This is a genomic window from Rhodophyticola sp. SM2404 (assembly GCF_053570515.1).
This window is the reverse complement of record NZ_JBSEDL010000005.1, coordinates 205,002-218,832: the sequence shown is the minus strand read 5'-3', so window position 1 is coordinate 218,832 and position 13,831 is coordinate 205,002. Positions and strand designations below refer to the sequence as shown.

At 59.5% G+C, this 13,831-nt stretch carries 13 protein-coding genes; 7 read left to right on the top strand and 6 right to left on the bottom strand.

All coding sequences use genetic code 11. The annotated features are described in order from the left end of the window. The first annotated feature begins 36 nt into the window (after positions 1-36). Positions 37-960 (top strand): dihydroneopterin aldolase, encoded by a 924-nt coding sequence (locus ACTYEO_RS09840; RefSeq protein WP_449323567.1) that lies wholly within the window; start codon positions 37-39, stop codon positions 958-960. Here the strand turns inward: ACTYEO_RS09840 and ACTYEO_RS09835 are convergent. Then, the gene (locus ACTYEO_RS09835) at positions 946-1,554 is read right to left on the bottom strand and encodes a GNAT family N-acetyltransferase (protein WP_449323566.1); all 609 of its coding nucleotides are present in this window, start codon (positions 1,552-1,554) and stop codon (positions 946-948) included. The genes ACTYEO_RS09840 and ACTYEO_RS09835 overlap by 15 nt on opposite strands. 15 nt (positions 1,555-1,569) lie before the next feature. Here ACTYEO_RS09835 and folP point away from each other — a divergent pair, with 15 nt between their 5' ends. Together folP and glmM are read left to right on the top strand one after the other, a co-directional pair. Beyond that, the gene (folP, locus tag ACTYEO_RS09830; RefSeq protein WP_449323565.1) at positions 1,570-2,604 is read left to right on the top strand and encodes a dihydropteroate synthase; all 1,035 of its coding nucleotides are present in this window, start codon (positions 1,570-1,572) and stop codon (positions 2,602-2,604) included. Next, the gene (glmM, locus tag ACTYEO_RS09825; RefSeq protein ID WP_449323564.1) at positions 2,601-3,944 is read left to right on the top strand and encodes a phosphoglucosamine mutase; all 1,344 of its coding nucleotides are present in this window, start codon (positions 2,601-2,603) and stop codon (positions 3,942-3,944) included. The genes folP and glmM overlap by 4 nt, the downstream gene beginning before the upstream one ends. 54 nt (positions 3,945-3,998) lie before the next feature. Here the strand turns inward: glmM and guaD are convergent, their stop codons facing one another. Beyond that, on the bottom strand, positions 3,999-5,297 hold the full coding sequence (gene guaD / locus ACTYEO_RS09820) for a guanine deaminase (RefSeq protein WP_449323563.1): 1,299 nt from the start codon (positions 5,295-5,297) through the stop codon (positions 3,999-4,001). 102 nt (positions 5,298-5,399) lie between these two features. Here guaD and mgtE point away from each other — a divergent pair, with 102 nt between their 5' ends. After that, positions 5,400-6,800 carry a magnesium transporter gene (gene mgtE / locus ACTYEO_RS09815; RefSeq protein WP_449323562.1) on the top strand — a complete coding sequence of 467 codons (1,401 nt, stop codon included), beginning with the start codon at positions 5,400-5,402 and terminating at the stop codon, positions 6,798-6,800. Positions 6,801-6,818: 18 nt separating this feature from the next. Here the strand turns inward: mgtE and ACTYEO_RS09810 are convergent, their stop codons facing one another. From ACTYEO_RS09810 to ACTYEO_RS09800, 3 genes are all read right to left on the bottom strand, one after another. Next, on the bottom strand, positions 6,819-9,428 hold the full coding sequence (locus tag ACTYEO_RS09810) for a hypothetical protein (RefSeq protein ID WP_449323561.1): 2,610 nt from the start codon (positions 9,426-9,428) through the stop codon (positions 6,819-6,821). A 189-nt stretch (positions 9,429-9,617) separates the two neighbouring features. Next, complete coding sequence (locus ACTYEO_RS09805; RefSeq protein ID WP_449323560.1) at positions 9,618-9,878, bottom strand: hypothetical protein; 261 nt, start codon at positions 9,876-9,878, stop codon at positions 9,618-9,620. A gap of 394 nt (positions 9,879-10,272) precedes the next feature. Then, the gene (locus ACTYEO_RS09800) at positions 10,273-11,565 is read right to left on the bottom strand and encodes an O-acetylhomoserine aminocarboxypropyltransferase/cysteine synthase family protein (protein ID WP_449323559.1); all 1,293 of its coding nucleotides are present in this window, start codon (positions 11,563-11,565) and stop codon (positions 10,273-10,275) included. A 261-nt stretch (positions 11,566-11,826) separates the two neighbouring features. On the opposite strand from ACTYEO_RS09800, the gene ACTYEO_RS09795 reads away from it, so the two are divergent. The 3 genes from ACTYEO_RS09795 to ACTYEO_RS09785 are packed head-to-tail and all read left to right on the top strand — an operon-like array spanning position 11,827 to position 13,161. Then, positions 11,827-12,204 (top strand): NADH:ubiquinone oxidoreductase subunit NDUFA12, encoded by a 378-nt coding sequence (locus ACTYEO_RS09795; protein WP_449323558.1) that lies wholly within the window; start codon positions 11,827-11,829, stop codon positions 12,202-12,204. A gap of 40 nt (positions 12,205-12,244) precedes the next feature. Beyond that, the gene (mlaD, locus tag ACTYEO_RS09790) at positions 12,245-12,697 is read left to right on the top strand and encodes an outer membrane lipid asymmetry maintenance protein MlaD (protein ID WP_449323557.1); all 453 of its coding nucleotides are present in this window, start codon (positions 12,245-12,247) and stop codon (positions 12,695-12,697) included. After that, positions 12,697-13,161: a DUF2155 domain-containing protein gene (locus tag ACTYEO_RS09785; protein WP_449323556.1), complete on the top strand. Its 465-nt coding sequence runs from the start codon at positions 12,697-12,699 to the stop codon at positions 13,159-13,161. The genes mlaD and ACTYEO_RS09785 overlap by 1 nt, the downstream gene beginning before the upstream one ends. On the opposite strand, the gene aat is transcribed toward ACTYEO_RS09785, so the two are convergent. Continuing rightward, on the bottom strand, positions 13,125-13,790 hold the full coding sequence (aat, locus tag ACTYEO_RS09780) for a leucyl/phenylalanyl-tRNA--protein transferase (RefSeq protein WP_449323555.1): 666 nt from the start codon (positions 13,788-13,790) through the stop codon (positions 13,125-13,127). The genes ACTYEO_RS09785 and aat overlap by 37 nt on opposite strands. Positions 13,791-13,831: the final 41 nt, after the last annotated feature.

Sequence of the window (13,831 nt, the reverse complement as noted above, 5' to 3'; positions counted from 1 at the left end):
TGGTAAAGACCGTCCCCAGAGAGAGGGCGACACCAGATGAGTGACGATATAAACCTAGCATTTTTGCACCCGTCCGAGCGGGCGAAGGCCACAGCGGGCGCTGATCCGCTTGATCGCATCTCGATGTCCGATCACGAGCGCGAGGTCGAGATCGGTGCCTTCCAGCAAGAACGCGGGATCACGCAGCGCATCCGCTTCAATGTGGTGGTCGAGGTGCGCTCCTTGGCGGAAACGGCCTCGGATGATGTGGACCGTATCCTGTCCTATGACACCATCGTCGAGGCGATTGATCTGGAATTGGCGGCCGAGCGGCTCAACCTGCTCGAGACTTTGGCCGCACGGATTGCCGAGCGTATCCTGACCCATCCGCTGGCGGCGCGCTGTTTTGTGCGGATCGAAAAGCTGGATCGCGGGCCATATACTTTGGGCGTCGAGATCGTGCGCACGGCGCAATCGGGCGCGCATCTCAAACTGGCCGAAGACCAGCCCCATCCTTTGATGGTCTATCTCTCGAATGACGCGATCGGGCGTGAGGATTTACCTGCATTGCTGGACCATCTCGAAAGCACTGGCGCGCCATTGATCCTATGTGTGGGTGCCAGTGATCTGGCCAGCCCTGCCGCGTCCCATGATATGCCGCAGCGGCGGATTGATCTGCTGGCGATTGAGCAAAACGCATGGGTTCTTGCCTCGCGCGATGATCGTTGCGTGGTGGTCGATAGCAGGACCGAGCTTGATTGGGCCATGAAACACGGGCGGATCAGCGTTTGGGCCCCCTCCAAACTGGTTCTGGATGCGGTGAATGCGCCGAAGATGTCGGTCAGGGCTGGCGAGGCTTTGGCGTTGTGGCTGGCAGAACAGCTTGAGGCGCAGCGCCTTGTGCTCTTGGGGGGCGATGTTCCGCAGGATGCACCACTTCCCGTTGAGCCATGGGCGGCAGAGGCGCTACCGAAGCTCTAGCCGCATCTCTAGCATCGGCGCGCCCTTATCCTCAAAGCGCCGCACCTCTTTGAAACCCGCCTTTTCCAAAACACGGATCGAGGGCGCGTTGAGCGGACGGACGAGCCCGAAAATGCTTTTTTGTGGACGTGTAAGGGCCGCGTAATCCAGCGCTGCAGTGACAAATTCACTGGCAAGGCCAAGGCCCCATTGCGCGGGCAAAAGGTGGTATGACAGGTTCAGCCCGTCAAACCCCTCGCGCAGGGTCAGCCCGCCAAGCCCCACGGGGTGGCCCGCATGATGAAGCGCCCATCTGCCAAAACCATGCGCCTGCCAATGGGCGAGATCGAATTCCAGACGGGTCTCACAGGCGGCGCAGTCCAGTGGTGTCGGGTCAGGCCTGAAGGCCACAACCTCGGGCTTGGAGAACAGCTCTGCATAGAAAGGGGCATCCGCGCGGGTGACGGGCTGGCCTGTCAGGCGCAAGCTGCGCAGAAGGGGATTTGCAGTGTCATTCATAGCGCGCGTTTTCAACACGGGCGTGGCAAGGGCGCAACCCGACACTTCTGCTGCACTGCCGCAAAAGGCTTGGGCCTTGTCTGTGACCTGCCGCAAAGGTAGGTCGCCTGCATGACGCAATATCTTCGCCCGATTGTCGTAACCGGCCCCGATACCCGAGGGGATGATTTGAGCTTGGCGGGTGGCTGGTGCCACTTCCGCGAGGTTGAGGTGTTGGAGCGGGGCAAACCGCGCGGCCAGATCGTTCATGCACGTGATATCCCCGTAGATCAGTTGCAGCGCCTGACCGCGCCGCGCGTGCCCTTTGCGGGCATTACGATGACATATCCATCCTTGATGGGCATTTTGAACGTGACGCCTGATAGTTTCTCGGATGGCGGGCAGCATGACGCGCCCGAGCAAGCGGTGGCGCGGGCGCGTGAAATGCTGGCAGAAGGTGCTGACATCATTGATATGGGTGGTGAATCCACCCGCCCCGGAGCGCTGGAAGTTGCCGCTGATCTTGAGCTGGCCCGCTTGGCCCCCGTGATCGAGGCCCTGCGCGCCAAGGGGATGGATATGCCGATCTCGGTTGATACGCGCAAAGCCTCGGTCGCGCAGGCGGCGATGGCGGCGGGCGCGGATGTGATCAATGATGTCTCGGCCTTCCAGTTCGACCCCGCGCTGGCCGATGTGGCTGCGCAAACGGGGGCAGGGGTGGTCTTGATGCATTCCATCGGCCTGCCCGAGACGATGCAGAAGGACGCGACAAGCGCCTATAGCGACGTGATTTTCGATGTTTATGATGCATTGGAAGAACGGGTGGCCTTGGCCGTATCAAAAGGGATCGCGCGCGAGCGGATCATGATCGATCCAGGCATCGGCTTTGGCAAAACAGACCCGCATAACCTTGCGCTGCTCGAACGGCTGTCGTTGTTTCATGCTTTGGGCTGTCCGATCCTGCTGGGGGTTTCGCGCAAAGGCATGATCGGGCGTCTTGCGGGTGTTGAGGCCGCTGACCAGCGCGGCGCGGCATCGGCGGCAGTTGGCCTATGGGCGATATCGCAGGGGATACAGATGCTGCGGGTTCATGATATAGAGATACACAGACAGATGATCGCGCTCTGGATGGCCTCCAGCGGCGCGGCGGGGGAGATGAGCAGATGAGCCGTAAATTATTTGGAACCGATGGTGTGCGCGGGCGGGCCAATGCCTATCCGATGAATGCGGAAATGGCGCTGAAGCTTGGCGCGGCGGCGGGGCGGTATTTCCGTCAGGACAATAGCCGTGGTCACCGTGTGGTGATCGGCAAGGATACGCGGCTCTCGGGCTATATGATCGAGAATGCGCTGACTGCGGGCTTTACCTCGACGGGGATGAATGTGCTGCTGTTGGGCCCTGTGCCGACCCCCGCCGTGGGGCTTTTGACGCCATCGATGCGCGCAGATGTCGGGGTGATGATTTCGGCCAGCCATAACCCTGCGACTGACAATGGCATCAAGTTTTTCGGGCCAGACGGGTTCAAATTATCCGATGAGGCAGAGGCCGAGATCGAAGCGCTCGTCTTTGGTGATATTGCCCCTGCTCAGGCTGAAAATATCGGGCGGGCCAAACGCATTGATGATGGGCGGTTCCGCTATGTTGAACGGGTCAAGGGCACTTTCCCCCAAGGGCTGACGCTTGAGGGGCTCAAAGTGGTGATCGATTGCGCAAATGGCGCGGCTTACCGCGCAGCGCCTGAAGTCTTGTGGGAATTGGGGGCTGAAGTGGTTGCCATTGGGGTTGAGCCGAACGGGTTCAATATCAATGACGGGGTCGGCTCGACCGCGCCTGAGGCAGCGGCGGCCAAAATCCGTGAAACGGGGGCGGATGTGGGCATTTGTCTTGATGGCGATGCCGACCGCGTGATCTTGATCGACGAGACAGGCGCGGTTGCCGATGGCGATCAGATCATGGCGCTGTTTGCCAATCGTTGGGCCGAGGAGGGGCGCCTGAAGGGGCGGACCTTGGCGGCGACCGTGATGTCCAATCTGGGGCTGGAGCATTATCTTGCAGATCGCGATATCGCCTTGCACCGAACTGCGGTCGGAGATCGCTATGTGGTTGAGGCGATGCGGGCCAATGGGTTGAACCTTGGCGGGGAGCAATCGGGCCATATCGTGATGACCGATTTCGCCACCACGGGCGATGGCTTGATCGCGGGGCTGCAATTTCTGGCCGAGATGAAGCGCACAGGCAAACGCGCCAGTGAGCTTACACGGAATTTCGAAAAAGTGCCGCAGCTGTTGAAAAATGTCCGCTATGCCGATGGCAAAACCCCTTTGGAGGCCGCCTCTGTGCAGGCCGCAATTGCGGCAGGCGAGGCCAAGCTAAACGGGTCGGGGCGGTTGTTGATCCGTAAATCGGGCACCGAGCCTTTGATCCGTGTGATGGCGGAAGCCGAGGATGAAGGGCTGATGTCCTCGGTGGTGGATGATATCGTGGGGGCGGTTCAGGCCATGGCCTAAGCGCGGCCCCCTTCGCGTGACGTGGGGCGGTTGAGGCCTGCGGCGCAAGTATTTTTAAAGCAAAGATGAGGCCAGCGCCGGTTTTCCGGCGATATAGGTCTGTGTGATGGCGCGGTCATCGCCCATCATGATGGTCGGGAAAAGCGCCTCCCAGATGTCATTGGCGCGCGCGCTGCGCTGCGCGATCGCGGTGGTGGAGGCGAGGTCGAGCACGGTGAGATCGGCCTCCATCCCCTCTGCGATATTTCCGATACGGTCATCCACGCGCAAGGCGCGGGCCGAGCCTTGGGTGGCCAGCCAGATCAATTGTGCAGGATGCAGTACCTGGCCGCGCAATTGCGCGATCTCATAGGCGGCGGCCATCGAGCGCAGCATCGAGAAACTAGACCCGCCGCCCGTATCGGTCGCAAGCCCCACGCGAAGGCGCTTGGCCAGCCCCATATCAAACAGCCCCGAGCCGATGAAGGTATTGGAGGTCGGGCAATGGATCAGGGCCGCGCCGATCTCGCTCAGGCGGTCAATCTCGCGCGGCTCGAGATGGATGGCATGGCCATAAAGGCCGTTTTCGCCAAGCAGGCCATGGGCTTCATAAGTGTCGAGATAATCGCGCGCCTCAGGGAAAAGGCTGCGCACCCAAGCGATTTCATCGGTTTGCTCGGAGAGATGGGTTTGCATCAGGCAATCGGGATGCTCGGCCCAAAGCGCGCCAAGGCTTGAGAGTTGCTCATGCGTGGAGGTGGGCGAGAACCGCGGGGTGATGACATAGCTTGCGCGCCCATTGCCATGCCAGCGCGCCAGCAGCGCCTTGCTGTCATCATAGGCCGATTGTGCCGTGTCGTGCAGACCATCCGGCGCATTGCGATCCATGCAGGTCTTGCCCGCAAAGACCCGCATATTGCGCGCGGCGGCGGCTGTGAACAGCGCGTCCACGCTTTCGGGATGGATCGTGCAATAGCTGGCGACACTTGTGGTGCCATTGGCCAAGAGCAGGTCGAGATAAAGCTCCGCCATCTCCTTGGCATAGGCCGGATCGCCAAAGCGCATTTCTTCGGGGAAGGTGTAGCTGTTGAGCCAGTCAATCAACCGCTTGCCCCAAGAGGCGATGATGCCTGTTTGTGGATAATGGGCATGAGCATCGACAAAACCCGGCAGGATCAGAGCCTGCCCGTGATCTGTCACTTGCGCATCTGGATGGTCGCGGCGCAGGGCATCGGCGGACCCCAGCTCGGTGATCAGGCCGTTCTGGATTACGATGCCGCCTTGGCTTTCGTGCAGCACGGCATCTGGGCCGTCATCCATAGGCCTGCCTGTGAATTGCAGATATTGCCCTAGAATAAGGTATTTCACGGTCATTTCTTGTGCCGCCCCTTTTCTTGTGCGCGCCCTAATGTCATACCGCGAGCAAGGGGCTTAGATAAGCTCTAATCGTCGCTTCAGCATGTGGGTGTGAGGCAAATGGCCGAGAATCACGAAATAGAGCTTGAGGATGATCGCGACAGCGAACGCGATGTCTATGCTTTGGATGGTGGATTGCGCGCGCAATTGAAACGCGCCGTAGCCTATCGCGATGTTAGGGCCATTGATGCCTTGATGGAGCCGCTCCACCCTGCTGATATCGCCGACCTTCTGGAACAGATTTCCAGCGGTGAGCGCGAGGCTTTGTTGGAGCTGTGGTCCTCGGGTGTTGACGGTGAGGTTCTGTCAGAACTGGAATGGTCGACGCGGGAAGAAATCCTGCCGCTTCTGCCAGATGCGGTCTTGGCAGATGCGGTCCGCGAACTCGATTCCGATGATGTTGTCGATCTGGTCGAAGATCTGGGCGAGGATCAGCAAGAGGCCATTCTGGATGCCCTGAACGATGCCGATAGGGCGGCTGTTGAACAGGCGCTGAGCTATCCTGAGGAATCCGCGGGCCGTTTGATGCAGCGCGAGGTTGTGCGCGCGCCCGATCACTGGACGGTCGGTGAGATGATCGATTTCCTGCGCAGCGATAGCGCGGAATTGCCCGAACAATTCTATCATATCGTGCTGGTGAACCCCGCGATGAAACCTATTGCACAGGTGACATTGGGGCGGCTCTTGTCCAGCCCGCGCGCGGTGAAGCTGGTCGATATCACCGAAGACAGTTTCCGCGTTATTCCTGTTACACAGGATGAAGATGACGTGGCCTATGCCTTTAACCAATATCACCTGATCTCCGCCCCTGTGGTTGATGATGACGGGCGATTGGTGGGTGTGATCACCATTGATGACGCGATGATCGTTCTGGATGAGGCGAATGAAGAAGACCTTCTGGCCCTATCAGGTGTTGGCCGCGACGAAAGCTTGAACGATTCCATCGCCACCACGGCGCGCCAGCGCTTTCCATGGCTTTTTGTGAACCTGCTGACGGCGATTGTGGCCTCTCTGGTGATTTCGGTTTTTGAGGGAACAATTTCGCAAATCGTTGCTCTGGCTGTTTTGATGCCGATTGTTGCCTCAATGGGTGGAAATGCAGGAACGCAGAGCCTTGCAGTTGCGGTGCGTTCCATCGCCACGCGGGATTTGACGCGCTCAAATATGCTGCGGGTTGTCTCGCGTGAGGCGGGGGTGGGGCTGTTGAACGGCTTTGCCTTTGCTATCATCATGGGGTTTGTGGGCTTTTTCTGGTTTGGCTTGCCACTGCTGGGGCTGGTGATTGCCATTGCGATGGTGATCAACCTTGTGGTGGCGGCATTTGCAGGCATTTTGGTGCCTGTTGCCTTGGACCGTTTCGGCGCTGATCCAGCGCTCGCCTCGGGCACATTTGTGACAACGGTCACAGATGTTGTGGGCTTTTTTGTATTTCTGGGATTGGCCTCGATGCTGCTGATCTGAGGCGTCAGGCGGGCCGCTTTAGCCTTGTGGCACATCCAAGGTGATGTTGCGCCCGTTCTTCACATATTGAAGCGAACCCGCCCCGATGGCCGCAACGCGCCCCCCATCCAGACGGTCGCCAACGGTGACGGTCACAAAGCGACCCGAGGCCAGACGCACCAGCGCGCGGCGGCTGGATTCTGAGCCTGACACACCGATCAGGTTGATATTGCGCAGGCTGATCGCGTTATTCATCGTTGCAGCGCGGCTAACAGATGCATTGGAGGGGATCGAGGGGGCCGAGCTGGATTGCGGTGCGGGCGCGGAGGCGGTTGTGATCGTAGCGCCCGAGCCGCCTTCATTGGCACGCTGCGCGCGAGCGACCAAATCTTCGATATCGGCAGGTCTGAGGCGCGGCACATTGGAGCGCGAAATCGCCAGATCGCTTGCCCCTGCCAATTGGATCAATGCGCCATTGGAACCGTCGAGATCGATCAGAGCCTCGCGCCCTTCGGTCACGGCGGCAGATGCGCTTTCGGCGGCGGCGAGCGCTTCTGCCTGACGTTCTTCGGCTGCGCGGGCCGCCAAAGCCACATCCTGAACCGATGGCGGGCGCGTGGTGGGGCGGAAGCCTGCCAATTCGGTGCGGCTAAAGCCGCCCAAGACTTGGCGTTCACGGGTTTCTTGCAGATCGTCTGGGCGCTCGGTCGGGCGGAATGTGCCGAGGATATCAGTCTCGGCCGAGGCAAGTTCTGTCTCTTCGGGGGCGTCCTCGCGATCTCTCGGGATGGGAAGGATCGGCGGTGTGCCAAGCACAACACGCACCCCGTCTGCCGTCAAAGCGCCGTCCGCGCTTGGAGCAACCAGACCGTCGGGATTGACCGCAAAGGTGGTGCCAAAGGGTGGTGGCGATGCAAAGCGCTGTGGTACTTCACCATCTGGCAAGGCTGCAGGTGTCGCCAAAGCGAACGCATCGATCACGGGTATCACAGGGTCAATAGAGGCGGTGTAGATATCCTCGACCGCGTCAAAGGTGGAAGGGGCAGGCAGGGCTTCGGGCGCGCGCTGCCAAATACCGTTCACGGCGTAAAACTGCTCGGTCTCTTCCAGCGTGGGTATGCTGATTTCAGGTTCGGCATCGGCCAATTCGGCCAAATCCAGATCGGTGTCGAGATCAGCATCGATATCGGGCAGGATCGTTTCGGGTGCCTCGATACTGGCCAGCACATCCTCTTCGATCAGGCTTTCATTCACGCTTTCATCGCTGGCGATGGTGATGTCAGGCTCGTTCAAACCAAAAAGCCGCGCGATGGAGCTTTCAGGCAGGAAAAGGATCGACCAGAGCGCCAAAAGCGCCAAGCCCAATAACAAGACAACTGTCAGCATCAGGCCCAAACGCAGGGATGGGCCCTTTGGTTTTGCATTGCTTGCGAATACCGATTTGCGGATAAGCGCGTCTGGCTTGCTAGGGGATGGGGCAGCACTTGGGGTGGGGTCGGGTGCGACAGGCGCTGTGGCGGGCTCGGTTACTGCGGCGCGCGCCAGCTGTGGTGGGTTTTCAGGCCTTGCGCGGCGGCGGGCCAGAACGCCTGAGACGCCAGCCAAGGCCGTGCCGATCCCGCGTTTGCTGGCAGGTGCGTCATCGGCTGTTGGCGCATCTGCGTCCGTTACGCCTGTGACGCGTCTGAACACATCGGCCGAGAGGGCTGGGCGTTCAAGGGCCTTATCAGGGGCCGCTTGGGGTGCAGCTACGCTGCGCTCGGCGCTGAGTTTTGGCGCCGCGCTGCTGGCGGCTGGAGGGGTGGTTGGAGCGGCGGGTGCTGCTGGCGCTTCTGGCGCGGCAGGCGTGTCGGCCTCGGCCGTGAAGCCTAAACGGGACGCACGATTTGTGACGAGGCTGCCTGACTGCCCTTCGGGTAAATCAACCTTTCCACGGCGCGCGCGGAAGGAGAGAACAGGTTCCTCAGCGGCGGGCGGCGTGTCAGTTGGACTGTCCGTCACCTCAGCGGGGGCAGTCGCCTCAGGCTGATCGTCGGTTTCGGGGGCGGCGGCCTCGGGCGGGGCGGCTTCTTCAGTCTCTGGTGCGGTGTCTTCAGCGGCGGGGGATGCGACCCATTCATCAGGGCCAAATTGCAGCCCGATACCGGGCAGCGCCAAGTCAGCTTGGGCTTGGGTTAGCGAGAAAAGCGGCACGCCAGGAAAGCGTTCGGCAGGGGGCGAGGCGGCAAAGCCCGTGCCGTTGAACCCATGATCGCGGGCAAAGCTCTCGGCCTCATCAAGGGTCTCTTTTGCGACCACGGCGACAGCAAAACGGCCATCTCCCATATCCCGCCAATCAAAGGCGAGCTCGTCAATTGCGTAAGGCGTCAGCCCGTCCAACCCGCGCGCGATATAGGCTTTCTGGCCCTCGCGATCGCCACCATTAAAGGGCAAAGTCGTGTAGAGAATTTGGTCATCGGGCAGAACCAGCACGGTTTCGAACCCTGCATCGCCTCTGCGTTCCCCTTCAAGGCGGAGGTTTTGCAAGGCAGCCGCCAGATCGGGAACATCCAGACTGGTTTCCGCAACCATTGCCCAATGGCCAGCGTCTTGCCGATGCGCAAGCGCTATCCCTCCCGGCGATAGAAAGAGTGCGAAATGAACCGTCAAGCCAGCCTCATTGCCATTGTAACCCGTCCCCTACAGCGTTGTTTTCTTTTACTATACAATATTCGAACTGGTCATGAAAGCTCGGCCTGATTTGGGCCATCCAAGGGGTTGGTGAAACCTTATGTCGCTTGAGGGCTGAGGCAAAGAGGTTTTCAGTCCCGATAGGGCTTGGATAAGCTGGATGAGCGGCTATTCGCTATGCACCACGGGTGCAGCCTTGTCGGGCCAGTGGGCCGCCTTGCGGTAATGCTTTGCGCGGCTTTGCGGCGCGTGTTCGATATAGCCACGTTGGATCAGGGATTTCAGGGCGCGGTTGAACGTCGCTGTGGGAATATCCTTGATCAGGTCATGATGCCGTATTTCGGAGCTGGTAAGCACCGTATCCGAGGTCTCGCATAGCAGGTCGATAGCATAGATCAACTCCAGCTCGACCTTAGGCAAACTCGCCAATCCAATGTCCCGTTCAAGGGATGCGAGAAGCTGCCTCATCCTAGACAACACGCTCAGCGAATATTGCTGCAAGATAAAATGTCCCAAAACCCATCAAATAATAGAGCAAACACTGGATTTCTTTTCGTGCAAGAAGCTCGTTCTTCGCTGCACCCAAAAAACATCCATGCACTGGTTACACGCTCTCATGTTCAGCAATGAATAAAATAAGGCTAAATTCAATGATTTTTAGGCCTTTAGTGACATTCCGCCGCTGTTTCGATGGCGTTTTTGTCGTTTAACGCTGGAATACGCCGCCCCACCAAGCGGAACAGGCCAAAATTCGCTGGTTCCAAAGGGGCCGCCGCGCGATTTGCGAAGGCCAGCCCCTGTCTCGGGGCTGGCCTTCAAACGCTTATGCAGTCGCTTTTGCGAGCGCTTGATCCAGATCGGCGATCAGATCATCTGCATCCTCGATGCCAATGGACAGACGCACAACATTGGGGGCCGCGCCTGCGGCTTCTTGCTGTTCGGGTGTCAATTGGCGGTGGGTGGTCGAGGCGGAATGGATGATCAGGGATCGCGTATCGCCCAGATTGGCGACATGGCTGAAGATCTCCAATCCGTCCACCAGTTTGATACAGGCGTCATAGCCGCCCTTGACCGCGAAGGTGAACAGCGCCCCAGCCCCTTTGGGGCAGACGGTCGCCGCGCGTTTGTTATAGGGCGAGGAGGCCAGGCCCGCATAGGTCACGAAATCCACCCGTGGATCGTTCTCAAGCCAAGTTGCGACCTTGACGGCATTATCGACATGGCGCTGCATGCGCAGGCTCAGCGTCTCGATCCCCATCAAGGTGTAATGGGCCGCTTGCGGGTTCATCGTCATGCCAAGATCACGAAGGCCGATGGCAATGCCGTGGAACGTATAGGCCAGCGGGCCGAAGGTCTCATGGAATTTCAGGCCGTGATAGGCAGGCTCGGGTGCCGAGAGGCTGGGGAATTTGTCATTGGCGGACCAATCGAATTTCCCTGAATCGATGACGCAACCGCCTGTGACGGTGCCATTGCCCGTGAGGTATTTGGTTGTGGAATGCACCACCAAGGTCGCGCCATGCTCGATCGGGCGGCACAGATAAGGCGTGGCGGATGTGTTATCCACGATCATCGGAATGCCGGCTGCATCCGAGACATCGGCGATGGCGCGCAGATCGGTGATATAGCCACCAGGATTGGCGATGGCTTCACAGAAAACGGCGCGGGTATCGTCATCAATGGCTGCTTTCACGGCATCAAGATCGTCAAAATCCACGAATTTCGCGGACCAGCCGAAGCGTTTGATGGTCTGGCTGAACTGGGTCACCGTGCCGCCATAAAGACGGGTCGAGGCAACCACATTCTTGCCTGGCCCCATCAGCGGGAACAGCGCCATGATCTGGGCCGCATGACCCGAGGAGCAGCACACAGCCCCAACGCCACCTTCCAGCGTGGCAAGGCGTTCTTGCAGCACGGCAACGGTCGGGTTGGTCAGGCGTGAATAGATGAAGCCCACTTCCTGCAGATTGAACAGGGCTGCCGCATGATCGGCATCACGGAACACATAGCCCGTGGTCTGGTAGATCGGCGTCTGGCGTGCGCCTGTTGCAGGATCAGGGCGTGCGCCCGCGTGAATTTGAAGTGTATCGAAGCCGTAGCTGGGTCCGTCGGACATTGGTAAACTCCCCTTAAAAATTTGCCGAAGGCATACGCCAAAGGGCGGCAGGCGACAACAGCGCGGATCGCGAAAGGAACCCGCGTTCTCGAGATCATGCCCTAGAGCGGAGAAAAGTCTGGCCAAGATGTGCTTTTCAGCTTGGGTTTCTCGGCAAAAAGACGCGGATCATGGCCTTTGCTTTTGCCATTCCCCCTAGACCTTCGCGCGCGCTTGCGGCATTACGTCTGCAACACCGCAGACCTCTGTCGGAGACAGCACATGCTTCGTTTCATCAAACGTCTCGCCACATGGTGGGATGGCCAAACAATCGGCACGCAACTCTATACTTGGCGCAAAGGCCAGAAAGTCGGGGAAGACGGGCAGGGCAACCTGTTCTATCAATCCCGCGATGGCAAACGCCGTTGGGTGATTTTCAACGGTGAGGCCGAGGCCTCCCGCGTGGATGCGGATTGGCATGGCTGGTTGCATCACACATGGGATGAAACGCCTTCTGATAAGCCTTTGGCGCATAAGGCATGGGAAAAGCCGCATCTGCCGAACCTGACAGGCACGGCACAGGCCTATGCGCCTGCGGGCTCGATCCGCGCAGGTCAGCCGACCGAGCGGCGCGATTATGAGGCATGGAGCCCAGAATAAGGCTTGGGCCGTTTGGGCCAATTGGGGGCAGAGCGCGATTATGGCTGAGAATACAACCAGTGAAGTGATCGTCGGTGGCGTTGTTCTGGCCGCAGCCATTGGCTTTTTCGTCTATGCCGCGCAGGTCAGCGGATTTCGCGCGGGCCCGCAAGGCAGCTATGAGCTGACAGCCTCCTTCCGCTCGGCCGAAGGGATCACGGTTGGCACGGATGTGCGGCTTGCAGGTGTGCGTGTGGGCTCCGTCTCGGATCTCAGTCTGAACCCCGAGACCTTCCGCGCCGATACCACGATCACGGTGTTCGACCATGTTGAATTGCCCGATGACAGCCTTGTCATGATTTCCTCCGAAGGCCTGCTCGGCGGCTCCTTTGTTGAGTTGCAGCCCGGTGGCTCGCCCTTCCTTTATGCAGCGGGTGACCAAATCCTTGATACCCAAAGCTCGGTCAGCTTGGTGACATTGCTGATGCGCTTTGTGGGTGGGGATGGCGAGTAATGCTGCGCCGTCTCGTTGCGACAGCGGCTGCGGGCCTGTTGGCCTGTGCCGCCCCTGTCACGGGGCAGGATAACAGCAGCCTGTTTCTCGAAGAAAACCCCGATGACGGGGTGGAACTGATCCAGACACCAAATCCGCTGAGCGATGTGACATCGGTGACCGAAGGCGCGGCCGAGAATGGCACAGGCGCCGTTTTGCGGGCGCTGGACAAAACCTTGGCAAGATCAACCGATATCGAGATGGCCGTGGGCCAGACGGTGGTGTTTGGCCGTGTCGCGTTTCATTTGCAGCAATGCCGCTATCCTGCTGACAACCCCGCATCGGACGCCTTCGCCCATATTCAGGTGCTCGATCTGGACGGGGTGGAATTGTTCAATGGATGGATGATCGCCTCCAGCCCCGCTTTGGTGGCTTTGGAGCATCCGCGCTATGACGTCTGGGTTTTGAACTGCAGCACATCCTGAGGCGTGACTTGGCTGCTTTGCGCCAAGAAATTCGCGGGCTTTTGCAAGGCGTCGGCCAAGCGGCTGCGATAGGCGGCGCGCGAGATTTCAACCGCGCCTAGGCTTTGCAGATGGTCTGTTACGAATTGCGTGTCAAACAGCTCGAACCCGCCAAAGCGCAGGCGGCTGACCAGATAGGCCAATGCAATTTTCGACGCATCGCGCCTGCGCGAGAACATGCTTTCGCCAAAAAACGCCGCCCCCAAAGCCACGCCATAGACACCACCAATAAGGGCATCACCCTCCCATAGCTCTAGGGAATGGGCATGGCCCGTGGCATGGAGCTGCTGGTACAGCTCGAATATCTCGGCATTGATCCACGTCTCGTCACGATCGGCGCAACCCCCGACCACGCCTGCGAAATCGGTGTTGATGCGGATATCAAAAGGGGCTTGCCGAATACGGCGCGCCAGCGAGCGGGAGATATGAAACCCCTCGAGCGGCAGGATGCCCCGTTCGCGCGGATCGACCCAGAACAGTTCGGGTTCATCGCGTCCTTCCGACATCGGAAATACCCCCGCCGCATAGGCGCGGAGCAGAAGTTCAGGCGTGATCTGTGGCCTGTCAGGTGGGAACATGTCATGGGCCATGGTCTGAATGTAGCGCGGCGCGCCTCAGATTTCGCTGGAAA